Raw genomic sequence first — 19,756 nt, 5'->3', positions numbered from 1 at the left:
GTGCAATGGTATTATACCACCTCACCCAATGTGTTACAAAGCGTTCAGAAATTACTTGAGTCTGACATAGTAGGTTTTTTTCCCGCTTCCTTCCCGTTTTAAGTCGCCGGATGCAACCAGCTTACGCAAGCCCCCCTCGATGGAACTCACACTGAGAGAAGGGCAGAGTTCTCGAATGTCCTGCTTGGTGAACCGTCCGATTTTTTGGAGCGTTGCCTGCCTGACGATTTCAACTGCGGGCAGCTTTGTCTCTACAAGAGCAAAGCGATCCTCAAAATCCTTATAGGCGGAAAGGATTATTCCAAGAATATATTTGATGAAAGGGACAGCGTCTTCTGTACCCTCATACCAGCCGTCCTGTGACCTTGCCAAAGCGTCATAATACAGGTCTTTATTTTTGGCGATTTTCGCCTCCAACGAGATATATTTTCCAACAAAAAAGCCGCTTCGGTATAGCAATAACGTTGTAAGCAGCCTGCTCATCCTGCCGTTCCCATCGTTAAATGGGTGGATACACAAAAAGTCATGAATAAAGATTGGGATTGCAATCAAAGGCTCCAGTTCCATGTTTCCAATGACCCGGCTGTATTCCTCGCAGATTTTGTCCAATGCTTCAGGTGTTTCAAATGGCGCAAGGGGCGTAAACAGGGTTTCTGTATAACCGTCGGGGTAGGTTGCACTAATGTAATTCTGCACGTTCTTCGTCCGCCCGGCCATTGGATTGTTCATGTGGCTATATAAAATCTTGTGGAGTTGTAGGATATAGTTTTGCGTAATCGGGATGGTGTCAAAGCTCTCATGGATGATATTCAGCACATCACGGTATCCCGCGATCTCCTGCTCATCTCTGTTCCTGGGCGTGGTTTTTTCCTCCACAAGCTGCTTGATGCGGGTGCTGGTAGTAACGATACCCTCAATGGCGTTAGAGGCTTCTGTGCTCTGTATCTTAGCAATCTCAACCAGTTTTTCCAATTCATCCGGGCGCTGCTTCAAATATAGCTCCTGCTTTCCGGCCTCTTTGTAGATAGCGGCAATCAAGCCTAAAATGTCAGAGTCCCATTTCTGGCTTCGGATCATAGAGTAGTTAAAGATTTTCATTCCCTTACCTCCGGCTCGGTTCCCTTAAATAATATCGGATAATAAGGGAAATGTCAAGACTTCCATATCACTCAGTAGAAAACAGATAGGCTTTTACTCCTAAATTTTAGTTGAGTTTTACATTAAAATCAGTTGTACTTATGAACTTTTCAAGCGAAAGATGGCGGATTTTCAGCGGGGGCATGTATAGTATCCCAATTTCCCACTGTTTTTACAAAGAGCAGTATTATTGCAGGTGCTTGGAGGGGAGTAAAATCCCAATTTCCCACTGTTTTTACAAAGAGCAGTATTATTACAGGTGCTCGATGGGGATTGAAATCCCAATTTTCCCACTGTTTTACAAAGAATAGTATTGTTGCGGATGCTCGATTGAGAATGTAAAACCTTAGCTCCCCATGACTATGTAATGTCTATAATGAAAGAGAAAAGGTATGTCTTTTGCAGCCGTAAAAATTAAAAAGCCTGCTGGAACAAGAGTCTTTGATTTCTCGCATTCTGTTCCAGTGGACTTTTTATTGTGTTGTGCAATTTCATATTTAGATCTGGGGTATACAGCCTCAGCTTGCTTTTTTCCTAATATGCTGCTCTGATCTTCAGTTTGTCCTCATTTTGAGTTGACCTCTTAATTTGTCTATGTGGTGTGTAAGTTTTCGCATTGTTGTGAAAGCGGCGGCCCAAAATGGGCCAGTTTGAACTGTGCGAACATTTGCGAAAAACGACAAGGAGGAAAACAAAATGATTATGGAAGACAGGTCAAAAGCGTTGCAGAAAGAAGGTCAAGAAATGAGCCCCGTTTTCTCAGAAAGCCAATCCCCCGAGACCATTGAGCAGAAAGAAACTACTCCGAAAAGCTCAGGTACCTGCACATGTAAGATGGACACTATACAGGATTGTGATAGTTCTTCAGTACAGCAAATGCGCAGCCCCGTTGAAATTGATAGCATAACAATATTAGATGGAGAATTGCCAGTAATAACATTAAGAATTCAAAGCCTTCTTTTAGAAGGAATAAAATATGCGAAAGTTTGTTATGCAGATTTGACGCCAAAAACTCTTAAGAACTGCGTCACTAAAAATGGAGGCGCACCGACTGATTGGAATGACTTGCTTAATGTGTTGATGCAAGATATTAAAACATGTATAGAGCACAATCTTTTTGAAGTCATGTATGGCCATACAAAGTTAGGCTGGATTGAGAGAACAGATGGTTTAGCTTTTTGCTGTCAGAATATAATTTCATCTGACAATGAAAGCTCAGAGTACATGGGAAAGTTGGATATCAGACCGAAGGGTACGCTTGACAATATTGTCCGTATAATCAAGAGCCAGATATTATCTACATCAGAATGGAGTCCTTTAGAAGCAATTATTGCATTTAGTGTTGCTTCAATTGTGCTTCCCTTTGCCAAGGACGTTTGGGGGAAAAGTATGAATAATATGATTCTGCATCTTGTAGGTAATAGCACCTCAGGTAAATCCACATCTTTGAGGCTCCATGCTGGCCTAGCTTCAAATCCTTTTAATGAGAAGTCTGGGCTTTGGCTCAATCATCAGTCATCTTTAGCTGCGTTGATCCGCCGAATTGGACATAACCAAGGGTTTCCAGTCAGCATTGATGAGCTATCATCAGGAAGTAAGAAGGAATACACTGACTTCGTTTATGCTATCGGCAATGGAGAGGAGAAGGACAGATTAAAGGCTGGCGGAACTGCTTTATGTGATTCAGCAAATTTTAGTACAATCGTTCTCTCAAGTGGAGAGATTTCTATATTGAAAAAGTGCTCCGCCAATGCAGGAATCAGAGCACGATGTGTGGAGTTTCGCAATGTGAAGTGGACTGATTCAAAGGAGCAGGCAGACGCAATTTATGACTGCTTGAGAGATAATTACGGCTGTGTAGCCCCGCTTGTTGCCCAAGAGTTACTAAATAACTCTAATAGGTGGAAGACCAGGTGGGATCAGATCCAAGATAAAATCAAAAAGCAAATGGATGAGGAGAAGATTCGACTTGCCGTCGGGCAACGGATAAGTGAGTTTGTTGCTTTATTCACTCTTGCAGCTGAAATTGCAAACGAAGTTGTAGGCATAAATCTTAATGTGGACGAGATATGTAAATTTTGCTATCTTCATGTTATTACTGTTAATGCTGATGAGGTGAATCTTGGAGAGCGTGCGCGTGAGTACCTGCTTCGATATGTCGCCGAACACCCAGACGACTTCCTGGGGGAAGAGAGATGTATAACGCAGTTTAATACATATTATATCACCAAACAAACAAAAGGATTTACTAGGCGAGCAAATAAGAAGCGAATAATTAATGGAAAAGAATATCGATGGCAGATTGTGTTTTGGTGTAATTGTTTTGAGGAGATTTTAGAAAATGGAGGATTTTCACCTGTTGTGGTAGCCCATGAACTTCGTGATGCACATTTTCTTCAGGTAAAAGACAATCACAGATGTACTTGCGAAGTATTGCTTGAGAAGGGCCCGATGAAGTGCTATGTTTTATACTGTAACCACGAAGATGAAATGATATATGAAACAATGCAATTTGGCAAATATGATCCGTTCGACGAAGACGATTACGAAGGTTAATATTGCAAAACAAAAAGCTACGTGGAGGCAACATTTTTTATTTAAACATCATCTTTTTGGTATGTGTCGTTGTAGAGAAGGGACGCTTCGGGACACGAAGCGTCTCTTTCTTAAAGGACAACCGAAGCCTCGGCAATTTATGGAATGTGGCTCTAAATGTTGAAGAATAACAGAGAGTTAAAATGCCAAGCGGAAGATTGAGGCGTCAAAGTATGGTGCGAATTATGAAAGTATCCCAGGGGTGATTTCAGTATTTCATGGCTTTTGTTGTGATGTTGATTGTATTTTTCTAATAATCCGTTTGTATACAATGACTTTTTCATTCTATTTAAGTAACGACAACTATGTTTTTCAGTCTGTAATTGATTGAGGTTTTCGATCAGTTGACGCATGCTTGGACAAGGATGATTGCCAATACACACTGGTTCGTAAACCGCTGGGATTCTGAGTACATCCATGATAATAATCTCAGTCAGCCACTGACCGCATTGGCAGAGGACGTAGCGACCCGGCTATAGCAGACAGCACCCCGAGTCCCCCGCCGTGGCGGTTCGTAGCCGGGAGTTCTGTCGAGTATGTGGTATATCCTTTTTCCCTATTGCCATAGGGTATCGCAAAATAGGCTGTGAAGCGCAAACACCGAGGCAGAGCCAAATCGCTCAAGATGATATGGGAGCCGTGACAGGAAGGGAGAATTTTGCCAATGCAGCTCTTTCACGTGTCCGCAAACCGCAAATCTGTTGTGTCACCGCTCAGGACGATGCCGCCAAGGTATGTTAGAAAGGTTGATCTGTGCCGAGAAATCTGCGCTGTACAGGGTATCAATTCTTTCCTGGGGTTGGTGAAGATGGGGGTTCTGTCTTGATTTGGTTGGCACTCGCCAGTCTTGGGGTAGTTCCTCGCCGTTGGCGGCATTAGCCCCTTGATGGGGTAGTTTCCCGCCACTGGCGGCATTGGCCTCTTGCTTGGGATAGTTTCCCGCCGTTGGCGGCATTGGCCTCTTGCTTGGGATAGTTTCCCGCCGTTGGCGGCATTGGCCCCTCGATGGGGTAGTTTCCCGCAGCTGGCGGCATTGGCCTCTTGCTTGGGATAGTTTCCCGCCGTTGGCGGCATTGGCCTCTTGCTTGGGATAGTTTCCCGCCGTTGGCGGCATTGGCCTCTTGTTTGGGATAGTTTCCCGCCGTTGGCGGCATTGGCCTCTTGTTTGGGATAGTTTCCCGCCGTTGGCGGCATTGCTCCCTTGGTGGGGTAACTGTTTCCTGTGCGGGTTAGTATCACTTGTTTGATGTAGTTGATTGTCCCTCGCCAGTATCGGGGTAGTTACCCTCCGTTAAAACTGAATAAACCGCTTCATTTAGCTTTCAAAGGCCATAGACAATCTATGGCCTTTTTATTTTGGAAAAATGTTAGTTATTAGGGGTAGATTCCGAAAAAACGGTGATTTCCGGGGTAGTTATTTATCCCCTAAAACATTTTTGAATAAGGTCATATGAGTTGCTTGACAACTGTTAAAGCCAGAGCTAACATACCACCACTCTGGGTTTGTCTGGGCGTTCGGGGGTAGCAAAATGGCGCTTCGCATTTCTTGCTACGATGCCCCAAAAACGCTCGAAGCGACCCCGAAATGAGTCCTGATTCTTCTGTTGGGAGAGGAGGTGAGTATGTGAGATTCCAAGACTTGCGGCGTGAGCATCCGGGGAAAGTCTGCATTTGCCAACCTCACCTGCGTGATCTCAAGAGCCATCGGGTGGTGTCGTGGATATGCCTACAAGCGGTAGACACAGTCGATGCCGCAAGAGCGGCCCTTGAACGCCTTGATCTGGATGGCGTGAGGGATGCTGTTCCTGTCTCCACAGACGAGCAAATTGTCATCGAGGGAGATTTGGCAGCTCGATACTTCAGGGTGTTCTTCGGATTGCGGTAAGCCGATGGGGTAGTTTGAAAAGGAGGTGCTTCCCATTGCGTTGATTCCAAGTAAGCATGAAATGCTTCTGTCAAAATTCAAAGAAGAGGTCTGCCGTGATCCAGACGCTGACTTCGCTCCAGGAATAGCGGCGCTTGCAGATAAATTCAGAGAGCAGGAAACCAAACGATTTAATGGTGCTTTTTTCATGCTACTTCTGGAACTCTACGAGGGGAGTATTCCTTCTCTCAAGAGAGATTTACTTAAAATTCGGCTGCTTGGTGTGGCAAAAGCGACACCCTCTCAGCGTATAGCCATACTTCAATGCGTCTATAGAATAATAAGTCTGTATATCAAGGACGATTTTGCTGGAATCATTGCAATTTGCGAAGATGTTGAGGACGCTTACCGTATGGAAGACGGCAGTCCTGAGCTGGATACATGGGGGTAGTTTGGAGCCGGGGGCATTCGGTGTTTTCGGTGATAGTTGAGTGTTAAATTGTGCTAAAAAAATTTTCCCAATTTATCGGAGAAAGCGAGGATTTTATGCGTGTAATGATGCCAAACGGCACAGTAATGGCGATTGAAAGGGTCAGTGCTGTCAGCGAGCAGCGGATAGCGTTCAATGGACGTGAGGTGCGGCTGTGTGAGTGCGCTACAAACATCGACTCAGCAAATGGGCTGTCTTTCCTCTCCAAGGCCAACGTTCATGACATCGCCACAGGAGGCACTGCCCTGCTCGGAAACCTGTCCAATGATTTTGTCAGAGAGGTACTCGCTTCGCTGGTACGGCAGGGGTATGTTGACCTGTCTGGCCTGAAACTCCAGAAGGCGCAGCCTATGGTTTCCAGCTATGTGTTTGATAACGGTGCGTCTGGAGCATATATGCTCCAAGGCTTTGAGGCGAATATGTGCTGTGCCAATGCCCTGGGGTATCATCCGCTCATAGCTTGGGATTGCCCCGTGGAGAGTGAGGCCAAGGATGTCAAAGAGGACGGAGAGGAGGACTGCGCCGATGAATAGAAGTTCGTTACCCCTCGGCGTAATGGCGCTTTATAAGTACTGGACTTCCAGTGAGCAGACGCTGAGGTGTTCCCTTAGCTTCCAGCGGAACAGCGGTATGTGGAACCTGATTACCAAGAGCAGCTTGGTGGCCAGCGTCCTGAGCGATTCCTTTATCCCGGCAGTCGTTTTCCTTAAGGACAAGGTCGGCACGAACGATAAGGGAAAAGATATTTGCCGCTATGAGATTCTGGACGGCCAGCAGCGGCTCACCAGCCTATTTGAATTCTTGGACGATAGGTGGGCCTTGCACGGCTCGATTGAGCCGATTGAGTTTGACGGCTTCACCTATGACATCGCCGGGAAAAAATTCAGCGAGCTGGAGCCGGAGTTACAGGACGCGATCAAGGGGTATCGCTTCTCCATCCAAGCCTTGGAAAACTATACATACCCCGAGGTGGAGAAGCTGTTTTTCAACATCAACAGTGGGGTTGCGCTTTCGACAATCCAAAAGTCGAAGGCCAAATTGGGCAACGAGAACATGGAATTCTTCAATGGGCTGCTCACGAGCGGTTTCTTCACGCAATCCGTCAACCTCACCGAAGCCCAAGCCAAACGGGAGGATGATCTGCTGCTCCTGCTCCAGACGATGCTTCTGCTGGATAATCGTCACGAGGGCCGAGAGTACAAGAATATCTCAGCGGCCACCTGCCTTGCCTACGCTGAGAGCATCCGCAACACCTACAACGGGGACAAAAAGGATATGCTTCAAGACCTTGTGGAGTATTTGGACAATACGTTCCTCCAGAAGATGAAGTTCCTGCGCAAGAACAACGTCCCAATCGTGGGTGTGTGCGCCAAGGTTGCGCAGGAGCAAGGGGTATCGCCCAAGGACTTTAAGACATTCATATGCGAGTTCAGCAACAATGTTTATCCGCATTACGAGGAGGCCAGCGGCTCTGGCAACATCAAGGCTCCAAAGGTACAGATGCGCCTGCGTGTCATGTTCCTTGCTATGTGCCAGTATTTTGGCTGGAAAGCCGAAGCGGTACGCAAGCCGTTTGCGGAGGAAATCCCCCTGTATCCCGATAGTTTCAGGCTTGATGGGGTAGGTGAAGCTGCCGCCACTGACCCAAGCACTGCGGAAAACTCCGAGCTTCCCAGCGACGTGCCTGCTGATGATGTCTCCGCTGAGGACGCTCCCAATTATGGGGTATCCGAGAACAAGACGGCCCCAAATGACGGCGATATGGATCGTGAGAATGGTGCGGGGGTAGTAATCCCTGACGGGGGTAAAACAGATGGCGGCGATGATTGATGCCTACATCCTCCGATGTAATTACGACGGGCCATACCGTGGTTATATTTGGCGGGTTGAAAACACGGTTAAGGCATTTCAAAGCTATATCAATTGCACTCTGCTCCGAGTCGTGTCCCTGACGCCTGAAATCGTTGTAATTTGTCAAGATGCGGCCAAGCTCTGGCAATTTTCTTTCAATCCTGATCCTCTCAATCGTGCCTGGATGGACGGCGAAAAGATTCATGATTTTTTTCGTGGCAGTATTCTGTGCGTTCGGCGCAGTAGAAGCGGAAACGAGTTCGCCAGTATCAAGCACGAGGATATAGCGGAAATTGAGCGTCGCCTGCTCCCTCTTAAAACGATATCCGAGGGAGAAGGCTACAGCGACTTTGTGATCATTTCTGCCGATCACTGTCCAGAATGGCGACCTTTTTATGCGATTGATTTTTTTCCATGAGTCCAGAAGAGCGTTATGAATTAATGACCCGCCCCCAAGACGACATGGAGTCGTGCTTTGAAAAGGAACCCCTTGAACTCCAGCGTCTGGCCATGGCCCTGATCTTTACACGCTGGTGGAATTCTTACAAGCATATGGCCCCAGAGGAACCCACCCCGGAGATCATTGGAACCGCCATTGAGCTGCTTTGGGACTATTTGGAAAAGAAATGCGGGGATAAGGAGTTCGATCGCTTCCAGAGGAGTTTTTACGAGGCCGCAAGGGTAACCGTGTTCAGCTTCATCGGTGAGGACAGCCTGAAGAAGGACCCGGAGAGCGAGGCTTTCTATCAGGCGCACTGCAGCCAATGGGAGTCCAAGTCCTACAACGACTTTTTTATCTGGCTGGCAACCTTACTGGAAGATATTGCTGGGAAGGATGGCTACCCCCTGTATTGGCTTCCGGTAGAGTACCTTTTGTTCAATGATATTGAGACGATGATCGACTTTTTCGAGACTATCTATCAAGGCGGTCGAGTCGATCCCAACGACCCTTTATCTGGGCTGAAACGCCGGGAACGCGAGATTTACAATACGCCAACCTTCGCCCGTGTCATAGCTTTGCTCCAGCAGGATATGCGTGCCGCTCTGTCGGACACGCCTCTGGCCGAGCTGCGGGCAAAGTATCGGGATGAGTACCTGTTCTCCCCGGAGGAGAGCGCAAAAATCAGCCATATCGGTCGAGGTTGATGCGAGTGACAAAGCGACCCGTCTGAGTTGATTGTCGGCTCAGACGGGTCGCTTTTTTGGGGGGTAGCGGCCACTTTTGGGGGGTGGCGACTTTGGCCCTCTGGTGCCTCCTGTGGCCTCTGGTGGCTTCCGGGGGTACCCTAAACCCTCCCCCGGCCCTGTCCGGGCCAACACGGGGCCTCACAGGGGCGCACACGGGGCCGTTCTTCCCGGCCCTCCTGTGCGCCTGTGGGCTGGCCTGCGGGGCCGTGCCCGGAACTCCCGGCCCGGTCGGCCTATGGCCTATCTCCTTTTCCTGCTCAAACCGTCGAGGTAAGCGTTGAGAAGCTCTTTATCTCTTATAGATAACTTCCTGTATGCGCTCAGAAGGTTCTGTTCATCTTCCGATAAACTCGTGTCACGGAGAGGGTTTTCCTTAAAATTGAAAAAGTCCGAAAGGCTTATACCTAAGCCTGCACACAGCTTTTCCAAGGTGGGGATCGTGGGGCAGGTGTTCCGAAGGAAGCAGTTGTTAAGGCTTGAGTAGGGAATGCCTGACTCCTTGGCCAGCTTGTAAATGCTCCAGCGGTTCAACTTCAGAAACTCTCGGATACGCTGCAAGACCTCGTTCTCTATCATCCAGTATACCCCACTTTCGTCATTATGAAAGGAAGTATATCGAAAGCGGGTATTATCCAGTAGATGAACAAAAGGGGTAGCTGTTGACAACTATAACTTAATTAGGTTATAATCGCACATGATAAACTGTCGTAGTCAGGTGAAACTGGTGGGCAATAGTCCCTGGAATGGCAAAAAGGAGTTCTGGGGGCGTTGCAGACAGGAAACAGAAAGGAGATATATCCTAATGAAGAAAAAACTGTTATCCCTTGCGCTGGCCTTGGCGATGTGCCTGGGCCTGACTGTCCCAGCATTTGCGGCAGGTACAGTGGGCAATTTCACCGATGTAAAGGCAGGCGACTGGTTTGCGGAACCTGTGAGGTGGGCGGTAGAGAAGAACATTACCGCTGGTACTTCAGCAACAACTTTCTCCCCCAGTGCAAACTGTACCGTAGCGCAGATTTTGACGTTCCTCTGGCGAGCCAACGGCTCTCCCAAGCCCACGACAGCCAATCCTTTTTCCGATGTAAAGAGTGGCGACTGGTACGCAGATGCCGCTACCTGGGCCTATGAAAAGGGCATGGTTTCTGGTACCGCCTTTGGCGGGAATGCACCTTGTACCCGGAGCATGGCAGTGACGTATATGTGGAAGGCGGCTGACAGTCCCAGTGCCAAAGCCGCCAGCTTCACAGACGTCTCCGCTGGAGCAGAATATGCCAGTGCAGTGGCGTGGGCTGTGGAGCAAGGTGTGACCGCTGGCACCTCAGCCACCACCTTTTCCCCGGACAGTGTCTGCACCCGTGGACAGATTGTGACCTTCCTCTACCGAGGGCTGGAGTCTACGGAGGTGACCCCCTATGCAGAAGCGAATGGTCTGTCATTCTCCAAAGCGAAAGGCTATACGATCCCCGCTTTCACTTTTTTGAGGGATACGTCAAGCAGAAGGCCGACATCTATTGATGGGCTTTCCATCACCGATGTGGTAGATGCCAGCTACACGATTGGGAATATTTCAGTCGTTGAAGCAGATGTGGATGGTATGGTTCAGCTGACAATCCCCTACCGGATCAATTTCACTACAACATTGACGCAAGATTTGTCTAAATTTGTCGGAAATTTTAATTGGAGTTGGGATTGTAAGAGCATCGGTTTATTTGACTATTATACTGGTATTGTGCTCCCCAGTAAGTATTTGTCTACAAGCGAGAATAAGCCGACCGCTGCTTCAGGAAATGCCATTGATATCACATACAAAGACGTCACCTACTCTGTCAGCTGTATGGAGAGTGTAACGCAAAACGTTGATAAGTCAGCTTGGGTTCGTAAGGAGGGAGGCAATACTTCTGAGCAGCAGGCGGTTGTCTCCATGGATGCTACCTTGACAGTCTATATGCCGAAAGAATACGACGGCCTGTGTCTGCGTCTGAATATACTTGGAACAACAGAATATCAAGAAGACAAAAAGGATTCTTCCGAAGTTACTACCCTTTTGGAAGATGTGGAGGATATCAACAATTATGCGCTGATCCGTGTCAGTGATCTCATGTAATGTCATAAGGAGAAAGGTGTTTGAAACGAAGATCATGATTTTTAAGCGATCTTTACAGGCAGTCTATGCGTGAGTGCGCACCAAAGGCGGAGGGCTATATGCTCTCCGCCTTTTCCATGCTCGTTTCCCTGTGGACTGTCATGTACTTATTTTGAGTATGTCTGCGCTGTTCCAAGTGAAACTATGTTGTTTTAATTTCTTCTGAATTTGAAAGCAGTCTCTCTGTTTTGACTTGAAAAATCTTTGTGTTGTTTTTACCTCGTCTGGGCTGTCGTGATATCTTCTGAAATTGAGAGCAGCCATTCTGCCTTGATTTGAGAAATCCTTTGCTGCTGTGATTTGGTCTTTGCTGGTTTCATTTACTCTGCCACATGGGAGGTTTTGTGCGTGGGTGGATCGCAGCGAGGTGCGGTAGCCGTAACGCCATATATTTCCCCATCTGGTGGCTTGCGGTGTATCGCTAACAGCCCTTGGGGTAGTTAATCCAACCGTTTGTGGTTTTCTCCTTTGCTCCAAAAGTCCTCATTTTTTGTATTTTGAGATGGTCATTTAATTACTTCTCCACTTTGCGTTTCCGACTTCGCTGTTACAAACCTTGATTTCAACTTATGTAAAATAAGTAACTTATTTTGCTCTCTTTGTGTTCTTTCGCTGAATACCCTTGTCAGAGCCGGGGTTCTGGAAAAAATGAAAGGCTGGTGAGGGGCTGGTCAGCCCCTTGAAGTTACAAATTTCAATTACAGTTTTTAGGAGGTGCATCTTATGGATGGTTCAGCAAGGAACCCAAATATATTCAAGGTGCTGGACACTTTGAAGGCAAGATTGGAGTCAATATTGAGTCTCGACACTTCAGGCTTTTCGGAGGAGGAGCTTGAGAAGTGGCGTATCGCCCAGAATCGATTCGTGTTTGAGGGCGTGGATATTCGCCAGACCTATGTGACGGAACTGGAGGACTATTTGTTCTCGTGTGAGTGGACGGAGAATGAGGTTGTCCGTGAGATTGTTGGCTATATTCGGAAAGGCACTCCGCTTAACTTTATTGGTGCTTTATGTGGCCTACAGCAGACCACTTTCAGACTTCGGATGAAGCGCATATCTGATAAGCTGTACGCTTTGCTTTTTGACGCTCAATCCTGCCCCGAAGAGGTCTATTCTCTTGCAGACCTTGGCGCTTTGAAGAAGGCTCTGCTCCGGCTCCGGCTTGCCCGTGATCCTGTCGATGTGCATGAGGAATTCTCTCTGCGACAGCTTAATTGGATTGAGGCTCATATTGCGGGGGTAGATTCTTTCACGGTGGACAAATCAAACCTCGATAAGTATTTCAAGGCTGTACTGTATCTTGCTCTGACCTCCCGCAGTTTTACATTGAACCTGTTAGACGATATTGACCCGACGGCTCTGGGGTATGCGTTCAAAGATATGCAGTCCTATTATATAAACTCTACCAAAGGAAAAACCACAGGTTGTTGAACGCAGTTCCAACACCAGCAAAGGCCGGAGCAGCTGGCCCGTTTAAGTATGGTTTTCCGAACGGTGGTCGTACTATAACTCTTGACCGCAGCAAATGGGAAGTGGCTAAAATGCTACAAGTTTTGCGCTGGTTTTTGTTGGTTTTATATAGATTTGAGCAGTTTTCCGACGACGATTATCAGCTGCCCCGAAAGCTGACAAAACCCATATCATTACTTCCGCATATAGTCCTGATACTCACGCTTTACCGTCGAAAGCTCATCCTTGCACGCCACAGAGTCAGATGTAAGATGGCGGAGCAAGAGAGTGAATAACAGCTTTCGGACGTTCGCTCATCCATGGGGACGTTTACGGGCGGTTAACTTGATAAAAATTGGGAGGTGGCTATTTTCTGTGCAAAAAGAATTTGGCTATGCCAGAGTTAGTACAGCTCGCCAGCATGAGGACCGACAGGTTCAGGCTCTGCTGGACTATGGTATCGAAGAACGCAATATCGTGGTGGACAAAGAGTCTGGCAAGGACTTTAACCGCCTTGGTTATCTTTCTCTGAAAGAGAAGTGGCTCCGCCGGGGCGATACCCTTGTTGTCAAGGAGTTAGACCGCCTTGGTCGGAATAAGGCAAAAATCAGAGAAGAACTGGAATGGTTCAGGGCAGAGGGCATTCGTGTCAAGATTTTGAATGTGCCGACAACCTTGCTGGATTGCGAAGGCCAGGACTGGGTACTTGATATGGTGTCTGACATCCTGATTGAAGTGATGGCCAGCGTAGCCGAGGAGGAGCGTGTCAAAATCCATCAGCGGCAAGCAGAGGGCATCGCCATTGCTCAGGAGAAGGGGGTAGTTTTCGGCAGGCCAGTTGTCGCCAAACCTGATAATTTCGAGATGGTCATGGCGCTGGTTGACTCTGGCCAGTTGAAAGCGGTCGAGGCAATGCGTGAGCTGGGTGTAAAGAAGACCACGTATTATAAAATGCGGCGTTCATTCTTGCAGGCCGCTGATCGAGTGTAGAAGGGTATATGGAGGGATAATTATGTTAGCCGACCTAATTCGTGAATTCTGTAATACAAATAATTATGAGGTAATTGAAAATTATTCAGGCTCTACGTTTCTTGGAGAGATGGTTACAACCCTGGCTTTTATCGTAAAACCTGACCGCAATTTTTTTGACGCATTAGAACAGCTATCCAGCTTCTTGGCGGCAAAGGAGATTGACGATTCTGCCATCGAAGAACTCGAAGGTACGAATGTGGATTATGTATATACAGATTCTGTTGACGCAGATGCAGTAGTGTACTTTCCCTTTATAAAGGACTACCATCCCTGATTTGATCTTGCGCTTCAGGAGGAAAGGCTATGATTTATTTTACCGCAGATACACATTCTTTTCACAACAACATCCTCCGAGTTGCTGGGGTGCGGCGTTTTGATGTTGGGGTAGATGCAAATGGGATGTCCCCTGTCAGCCTTGAGGATATCCTCGCCTTTTGGGGTGGGGGCACGCCATAATTGAAGAAGCCCGCTGGAGCAAGAGTGTGAGATTACTCGCATTCTGTTCCAGTGGGCTTTTTATCGCAACGGCTCAGTTGGGCTTTTTCTTACGAAATGCCTCTATGGTGCATTCAGCTGGCACTATGCTCAGTTGTCCACTCAGTTGGCCTATGTCTTTTGCAAATTTTTTTGGCGCAAGCTGCGCAAAAGGAGGTCAACATGAGTCAGTTTGATTTTATCCGTGTAGGAGGTGGGGCGGTATGATGGACAAGGCTAAAGCATACGCTCCTAAACGGGGAGGTGTTGTGGTGGAAGATACCGCATATGGATTCAATATCGTTGTACATCATCCTGTGAACACTGCCGAGCTGGAGCGGCGTGTCGCGCAGGCCCATGCGGATGCCATTATTGCCAAGGTGAAGAAGCTGAACTGCTCCGCCGAACAAAAAAAGGAGTTGATCGACGCCATCTGTACATAGCAAGTAAAGGGGACCGGGAGATCCGGCCCCCCTTTACTTTTTACTGCGATTTGAATAGCTTCTCCCATGTCTGCTTGGTCATACGGATAGAATCCGTCTCCCAGTCCCGGACAGTAGACGGCCAAATCCCAAACCTGTCCGCAAATTCTCTCCTGGAAAGTCCCATGCTCTCCCGAAGTCTCTGGACCTGCCGTCCCTGGCCCTTGTAGAGGAAGGCGTTGTAATCGTCCAGAAGATACTCCAGGGGGACATTGAACAGTTCTGCCAGGGCGGAGAGCTTGTCCAAGGGGTAGTAATCCCTGGCTCCTGGTGTCTCATAGCCAGCGTATGTTCCTCTGTGTAAGCTGACATAAACGGCGACTTCCTGTTGTTCCAGTCCATGTACATGACGGTAATATCGCAGCTTGTCCGCTATGGTTGTAAGGGCTCCCGGGGTAGTCTGCACCATCCGTTCCGTTTCGGCAAAGGTGTGAGCCAGAAGGGGCCGGAAGCTATGGATATAGAGCAGCCCGACAGCAATCCCGTTGCTGATGGTACGGCGGCACATCATATACAGACCGCAGGCCAAGCAGAACAACGGACGCCACCGAGATGTTTCTTTTGGGAATGGAGTGCCGATGTGTGCCATTGCGAGAGGATTGCATTTTCAATGCACCTGCTCGCATAGGTCGCCAGACGGACATTTTTCCCCGGCTTGAAGGTGGTGATTCCCTTGATCAGGCCAATCGTGCCAATGGAAATCAAATCGTCCTGGTCTCCGTTGGGTGTATAATACTTCTTTACAATGTGGGCCACCAGTCTCAGGTTGTGTTCAATCAGGGTATTTCGGGCCTCCATATCTCCCTGGAGCATCCGCTCCAGGCAGTCCCGCTCCTCCTCCGCCTTCAGCGGCCGTGGGAAGGAGCTGCTCTCTCCGCCCGAGAGCCGCAGTGTGACGAACAGGCTGTTGACCATCAGCGCAATCCATGCCGGAAGCATTCTGACATCTCCTCCTTTTCCGCTGCGCATGATGCGCATTTTTCACCATTCTATTTCTCTTAGGACTGTCCCTATGTTAAAATCGTGAAACATATCAAATTTGACGAAAAACTTTCATCAAATTTATTCGAAACAGAAATTTTCGACAAACTCGCCCAGAAGGATTTACGAACCAACAAAAGATGTATATAATTTAGGCGGTGAAAATTAAGTGTCCCTATTTTCGTGCGCGATCTACTTATAGGAGTGTGATGACGTGAGTCTAACCAATGTCATATCCATGTTTGGGGCAATTGCCACATTTCTCTTTGGAATGACGACGATGACCGATGGCCTGGAAAAGCTGTCCAGCGGCCGGCTGGAGAGCATTCTGGAGCGCCTGACCAGCAATGTATTCAAGGGAGTTCTGCTGGGCGCCCTGGTTACCGGCCTGATTCAGAGCTCCGCGGCCACTACCGTGATGTGCGTAGGCTTTGTCAACGCCGGCATCATGAAGCTGCGCCAGACGGTAGGCATCATCATGGGCGCCAACATCGGCACCACCGTAACCGCACAGCTTCTGCGGCTGGGCGACATCTCTTCGGACAACTTTTTCCTGCTCCTCCTCAAGCCCGCCACTCTGGGCCCCATTTTGGCCGTCATCGGCATTTTCTTCTATATGTTCCTCAGCGGCGGACGGAAAAAGGTAGTCGGCCAGATTATTCTGGGTCTGGGCCTGCTCTTCATCGGCATGAAGACGCTGGAGACCTCCGTGGCCCCTCTTCAGGAGATGCCAGAGTTCCAGGCCCTCTTTGTGGCCTTCTCCAATCCCGTGCTGGGTGTGCTGGTGGGCGCTTTGGTCACCGCCCTGATTCAAAGCTCCTCCGCCTCCATGGGTATCCTTCAGGCTATGACCTCTACCGGTGTTGTCACATTCAACATCGCCGTCCCCCTGATTATGGGACAGAACATCGGTACCTGTATCACCGCTCTGCTCTCCAGTATCGGGGCCAGCAAAAACGCCAGGCGCACCGCCGGACTCCACCTGCTCTTCAACGTGCTGGGCACGGCCTTTTTCCTGGTGGTGCTCTACGGCGGAAATGCACTGTTCCACTTTCCCTTCTGGCTTTCTGGCATGGACCGGGGCAGCATCGCCAACCTCCACCTGGCCTTCAACCTGGGCTGTACCGCCCTGCTGCTCCCCTTCAACCGGCTGCTGGTCGTGTTGGTAGAGCGCATTATCCCAGGTGACGCGGACCAGCGGGAGGTCTCCGTTCTGGACGAGCGCTTCCTCTCCTCCCCCTCCCTCGCTCTGGAGAAGTGCCATGAGGCAGTGGTTCAAATGGGACGCTTTGCCCAGGAAAACTACCACCTGGCAGTGGAGCTCCTCACCCACTACGACGCCAAGAAGCTGGAGCGGCTAAACGAGACGGAGGTGGCGCTGGATAAGCTGGAGAGCCTGCTGGACAACTATCTCATCAAACTGTCTGACCACTCCCTCTCCCCCGCTGAAAGCGCCCATGTCTCCGAGCTGCTCCACACCCTGTCTGATTTCGAGCGGATCGGCGACTACTCCGTCAATCTCTCTGAGTGCGCCGCCCTGCTGCACAACCGGGGACTGACCTTCTCCGGGACCGCGAAAATCGAGCTGGCCTCCATGACCAGCGCCGTGGGCGAAACCATAGATCGGGCTGTGGAGTGCTATGAGCACCGCTCTCCCGAGGAGGCCATATGGGTAGAGCCCATTGAGGAAGTTGTGGATCTGATGCGGGACGAGCTCCGGCTGCGCCACGTAGAGCGGTTGAAAAACGGCACTTGTACCGTAGAGCTGGGCTCTCAGTTTCTGGAGCTTTTGATCAATCTAGAGCGTATCTCTGACCACTGCTCCAATATCGCCCTCTATATCATCCGTCAGACCGCCCCCCGGGACGCCCTCATCCGGACCGACTCCCACGCCTATATCCACGATCTCCACCATGGTATGGACAAGGAGTTTGACCAGATGTTCCAAAAGTACCGCAAAAAGTACTATGCCCCCCTGGAGGACCTCGCCGCACAATAGTAAACAGAAAAAGCTCAGCCTGCCGAAAAGATTTTTCGGCAGGCTGAGCGCAGTTTTCAGCGCTTTTTCCCTGCTCAGCGCCTGTTTTCCACCATCTGCCTCAAATGTTCACGTACTTGTTCTAAATCCTCTTCGCACAGGGTGGGGAGAAATTCTGTCAGCTTCTCCGGATCAAAGTCCCACCAGCGCAGACGAAGCAGCAGAGCAATCAATTCCCCGTCAAACCGTTTCTTGATGGGCCGGGCCGGGTTGCCACCCACTACGGTATAGGGCTCCACATCCTTGGCCACCACAGAGCAGGCGGCCACAATCGCCCCGTCGCCAATTTTCACCCCTGGCAGGATGGTGCTCTCCCTCCCGATCCACACATCATTTCCCACCACAATATCTCCTTTGAAGGGGAGCTGGGACAGGTGGGGCGGTGTGTGTTCCGCCCACGCCCCGCCAAATACATGGAAAGGATAGGTGCTGATGCTGCTCAGCCGGTGGTTGGCGCTGCCCATAATAAACTGCACCCCGCTGGCAATGGAGCAGAATTTTCCGATTATCAGCCGGTCGCCGAACTCCGGCCAGTTAAAACGCACATTGTTCTCCTCAAAGGCTGTGGGGTCCACCGGGTCGTCGTAGTAGGTATAGTCCCCCACTGAGATATTAGGCGCTTTGATTACATTTTTCAAAAAGCAGGATGTCCCATACTCATTGGGGAAAATTGCATCCGGATTTGGTATCTGGTTCATAGTAACGCCTTTTCTGCTATTTCTTCGATGGCTTCACCTCCCTTTTCCGCTTCCTTCGCACAGCAACCGCCCGTTTTTTCCTAAGCTCTTTCAAATGCTTCATCCCCTATCTCCGTTTTTGCCCTAGAGTCTGTTTGAAAAATGGAACTATGCCCAAAGACAAAGCGTTTTTTCACCAGGCAAAGACAATTTTTCGCAGGAATACTGGATGTATTTCAAGAAAAAGTGACCGCTGGGAGATTGCAGCTCCACAGCGGTCAAGGTGCCACTGTTAATACAGAGTTTATCGCTATCTGTTTTTAAAAATGAGGTTTTTAGGATATTTAAGGAAAAGCAGGCGGTGGGATATTGAGTCTCCCGCCGCCTGTTTGATTCCAAGCCTATTTCTGCCCCTTCAGGGCCAGGGCCGCTTTGGCCTTTTCTGCCAGTGCCTCGGGAGTCAGACCATAGTGCTCCAGCACCAGGGGGGCCTTTCCGGAGCGGCCAAACACGTCGCCGACGCCGTGGCGTACCACCGGCACGGGATACACCTCGGACAAATAGCCCGCCACGGCCTCTCCCAGGCCGCCCAGAATGTTGTGCTCCTCAGTCGTGACAATGGCGCCGGTCTCTCGGGCCGCCTGGAGGAGCAGCGCCTCATCCAAGGGCTTGATGGTGTGCATGTCGATGACCCGGGCGTCCACACCCTCCTTGGCCAGCAGATCCGCCGCCTTCAGAGCCATCTGTACCATCATGCCGGTGGCTGCAATGGTCACATCTCCCCCGGCCCGGAGGATGCTGCCCTTCCCCAGCGTAAAGGAGTAGCCGGGGATGCTGTCCGTCACCTGCTCCACCGCCAGGCGGCCCAGGCGCAGATAGGCCGGACCGTCATAGTCCAACAGGGCCTTGACGGCCAGCTTCATCTCGTGCCCGTCGCAGGGACAGCACACCAGCATTCCGGGGATGGCGCGCATGGTGGCGAAGTCCTCGCAGCACTGGTGGGTGGCCCCGTCCTCGCCCACGGACAGCCCTCCGTGAGAGCCCACAATCTTTACGTTCAGACCAGGGTAGGCCACACTGTTGCGCACCTGCTCAAACGCCCGGCCGGAGGCAAACATGGCAAAGGTGGCGGCAAAGGGCTTCTTGCCGCAGGTGGCCAGGCCGGCCGCCACGCCCACCATATTGCACTCGGCAATGCCCATATTAAAAAAGCGGTCCGGATAGGCCTTGGAAAAGGCCTTGGTCATGGTGGCGCCGGACAGGTCCGCATCCAACACCACCAGCTCGGGATAGGTCTCCGCCAATTCTACCAGGGCCTCACCAAAGGCGCCTCTCGTCGCAATTTTGTCACCCAT

Annotated in this window: 19 protein-coding genes; 13 read left to right on the top strand and 6 right to left on the bottom strand. The window is 49.7% G+C overall.

Features of this window, described 5'->3' with window-relative positions; all coding sequences use genetic code 11:
* Nucleotides 1-51 precede the first annotated feature (51 nt).
* Nucleotides 52-1,098: a Fic family protein gene (locus tag D1159_RS01665; RefSeq protein ID WP_161843957.1), complete on the bottom strand. Its 1,047-nt coding sequence runs from the start codon at nt 1,096-1,098 to the stop codon at nt 52-54.
* A gap of 735 nt (nt 1,099-1,833) precedes the next feature.
* Here D1159_RS01665 and D1159_RS01660 point away from each other — a divergent pair.
* The 6 genes from D1159_RS01660 (at nt 1,834) to D1159_RS01635 (ending at nt 9,083) form a co-directional block, all read left to right on the top strand.
* On the top strand, nt 1,834-3,693 hold the full coding sequence (locus tag D1159_RS01660) for a DUF927 domain-containing protein (RefSeq protein ID WP_161843956.1): 1,860 nt from the start codon (nt 1,834-1,836) through the stop codon (nt 3,691-3,693).
* A 1,964-nt stretch (nt 3,694-5,657) separates the two neighbouring features.
* A complete protein-coding gene (locus tag D1159_RS01655; RefSeq protein ID WP_161843955.1) occupies nt 5,658-6,047 on the top strand; it encodes a hypothetical protein in 390 nt (129 codons plus the stop codon).
* 95 nt (nt 6,048-6,142) lie between these two features.
* On the top strand, nt 6,143-6,619 hold the full coding sequence (locus D1159_RS01650) for a hypothetical protein (protein WP_161843954.1): 477 nt from the start codon (nt 6,143-6,145) through the stop codon (nt 6,617-6,619).
* The gene (locus tag D1159_RS01645; RefSeq protein WP_161843953.1) at nt 6,612-7,916 is read left to right on the top strand and encodes a DUF262 domain-containing protein; all 1,305 of its coding nucleotides are present in this window, start codon (nt 6,612-6,614) and stop codon (nt 7,914-7,916) included. Before D1159_RS01650 ends, D1159_RS01645 begins: the two co-directional genes overlap by 8 nt.
* Nucleotides 7,900-8,355, top strand: coding sequence for a DUF3846 domain-containing protein (locus D1159_RS01640; RefSeq protein ID WP_161843952.1), 456 nt, complete (start codon nt 7,900-7,902; stop codon nt 8,353-8,355). The genes D1159_RS01645 and D1159_RS01640 overlap by 17 nt, the downstream gene beginning before the upstream one ends.
* A gap of 23 nt (nt 8,356-8,378) precedes the next feature.
* Entirely contained in the window at nt 8,379-9,083 is a 705-nt protein-coding gene (locus D1159_RS01635) for a hypothetical protein (RefSeq protein WP_161843951.1), read from the top strand.
* Between the two features lie 282 nt (nt 9,084-9,365).
* On the opposite strand, the gene D1159_RS01630 is transcribed toward D1159_RS01635, so the two are convergent.
* Nucleotides 9,366-9,701 (bottom strand): helix-turn-helix transcriptional regulator, encoded by a 336-nt coding sequence (locus tag D1159_RS01630; protein WP_161843950.1) that lies wholly within the window; start codon nt 9,699-9,701, stop codon nt 9,366-9,368.
* A gap of 226 nt (nt 9,702-9,927) precedes the next feature.
* Here D1159_RS01630 and D1159_RS01625 point away from each other — a divergent pair, with 226 nt between their 5' ends.
* The 6 genes from D1159_RS01625 (at nt 9,928) to D1159_RS01600 (ending at nt 14,666) form a co-directional block, all read left to right on the top strand.
* Nucleotides 9,928-11,229, top strand: coding sequence for an S-layer homology domain-containing protein (locus D1159_RS01625; RefSeq protein ID WP_161843949.1), 1,302 nt, complete (start codon nt 9,928-9,930; stop codon nt 11,227-11,229).
* Between the two features lie 762 nt (nt 11,230-11,991).
* Nucleotides 11,992-12,699: a hypothetical protein gene (locus D1159_RS01620; RefSeq protein WP_161843948.1), complete on the top strand. Its 708-nt coding sequence runs from the start codon at nt 11,992-11,994 to the stop codon at nt 12,697-12,699.
* 393 nt (nt 12,700-13,092) lie between these two features.
* Complete coding sequence (locus D1159_RS01615) at nt 13,093-13,707, top strand: recombinase family protein (protein WP_161843947.1); 615 nt, start codon at nt 13,093-13,095, stop codon at nt 13,705-13,707.
* Nucleotides 13,708-13,729: 22 nt separating this feature from the next.
* Entirely contained in the window at nt 13,730-14,023 is a 294-nt protein-coding gene (locus tag D1159_RS01610) for a hypothetical protein (RefSeq protein WP_161843946.1), read from the top strand.
* Nucleotides 14,024-14,052: 29 nt separating this feature from the next.
* Nucleotides 14,053-14,205, top strand: a complete 153-nt coding sequence (locus D1159_RS01605; protein ID WP_161843945.1) for a hypothetical protein — start codon at nt 14,053-14,055, stop codon at nt 14,203-14,205.
* Nucleotides 14,206-14,447: 242 nt separating this feature from the next.
* Entirely contained in the window at nt 14,448-14,666 is a 219-nt protein-coding gene (locus D1159_RS01600; RefSeq protein ID WP_161843944.1) for a hypothetical protein, read from the top strand.
* A 40-nt stretch (nt 14,667-14,706) separates the two neighbouring features.
* Here the strand turns inward: D1159_RS01600 and D1159_RS01595 are convergent, their stop codons facing one another.
* Nucleotides 14,707-15,216, bottom strand: coding sequence for a helix-turn-helix transcriptional regulator (locus tag D1159_RS01595; protein WP_161843943.1), 510 nt, complete (start codon nt 15,214-15,216; stop codon nt 14,707-14,709).
* Entirely contained in the window at nt 15,213-15,644 is a 432-nt protein-coding gene (locus D1159_RS01590; RefSeq protein WP_279279983.1) for a sigma-70 family RNA polymerase sigma factor, read from the bottom strand. Before D1159_RS01590 ends, D1159_RS01595 begins: the two co-directional genes overlap by 4 nt.
* A 256-nt stretch (nt 15,645-15,900) precedes the next feature.
* Here D1159_RS01590 and D1159_RS01585 point away from each other — a divergent pair, with 256 nt between their 5' ends.
* The gene (locus D1159_RS01585) at nt 15,901-17,685 is read left to right on the top strand and encodes a Na/Pi cotransporter family protein (RefSeq protein ID WP_347563618.1); all 1,785 of its coding nucleotides are present in this window, start codon (nt 15,901-15,903) and stop codon (nt 17,683-17,685) included.
* 74 nt (nt 17,686-17,759) lie between these two features.
* On the opposite strand, the gene D1159_RS01580 is transcribed toward D1159_RS01585, so the two are convergent.
* Entirely contained in the window at nt 17,760-18,422 is a 663-nt protein-coding gene (locus tag D1159_RS01580) for a CatB-related O-acetyltransferase (RefSeq protein WP_161843942.1), read from the bottom strand.
* 380 nt (nt 18,423-18,802) lie between these two features.
* Entirely contained in the window at nt 18,803-19,756 is a 954-nt protein-coding gene (locus tag D1159_RS01575) for a transketolase family protein (protein WP_161843941.1), read from the bottom strand.

Origin of the sequence: Pseudoflavonifractor sp. 524-17 (assembly GCF_009935845.1) — a bacterium.
Lineage (GTDB): Bacteria > Bacillota > Clostridia > Oscillospirales > Oscillospiraceae > Pseudoflavonifractor_A.
Note: the sequence above shows the minus strand (reverse complement) of the source record. Positions and strands in the feature narration are given on the sequence as shown.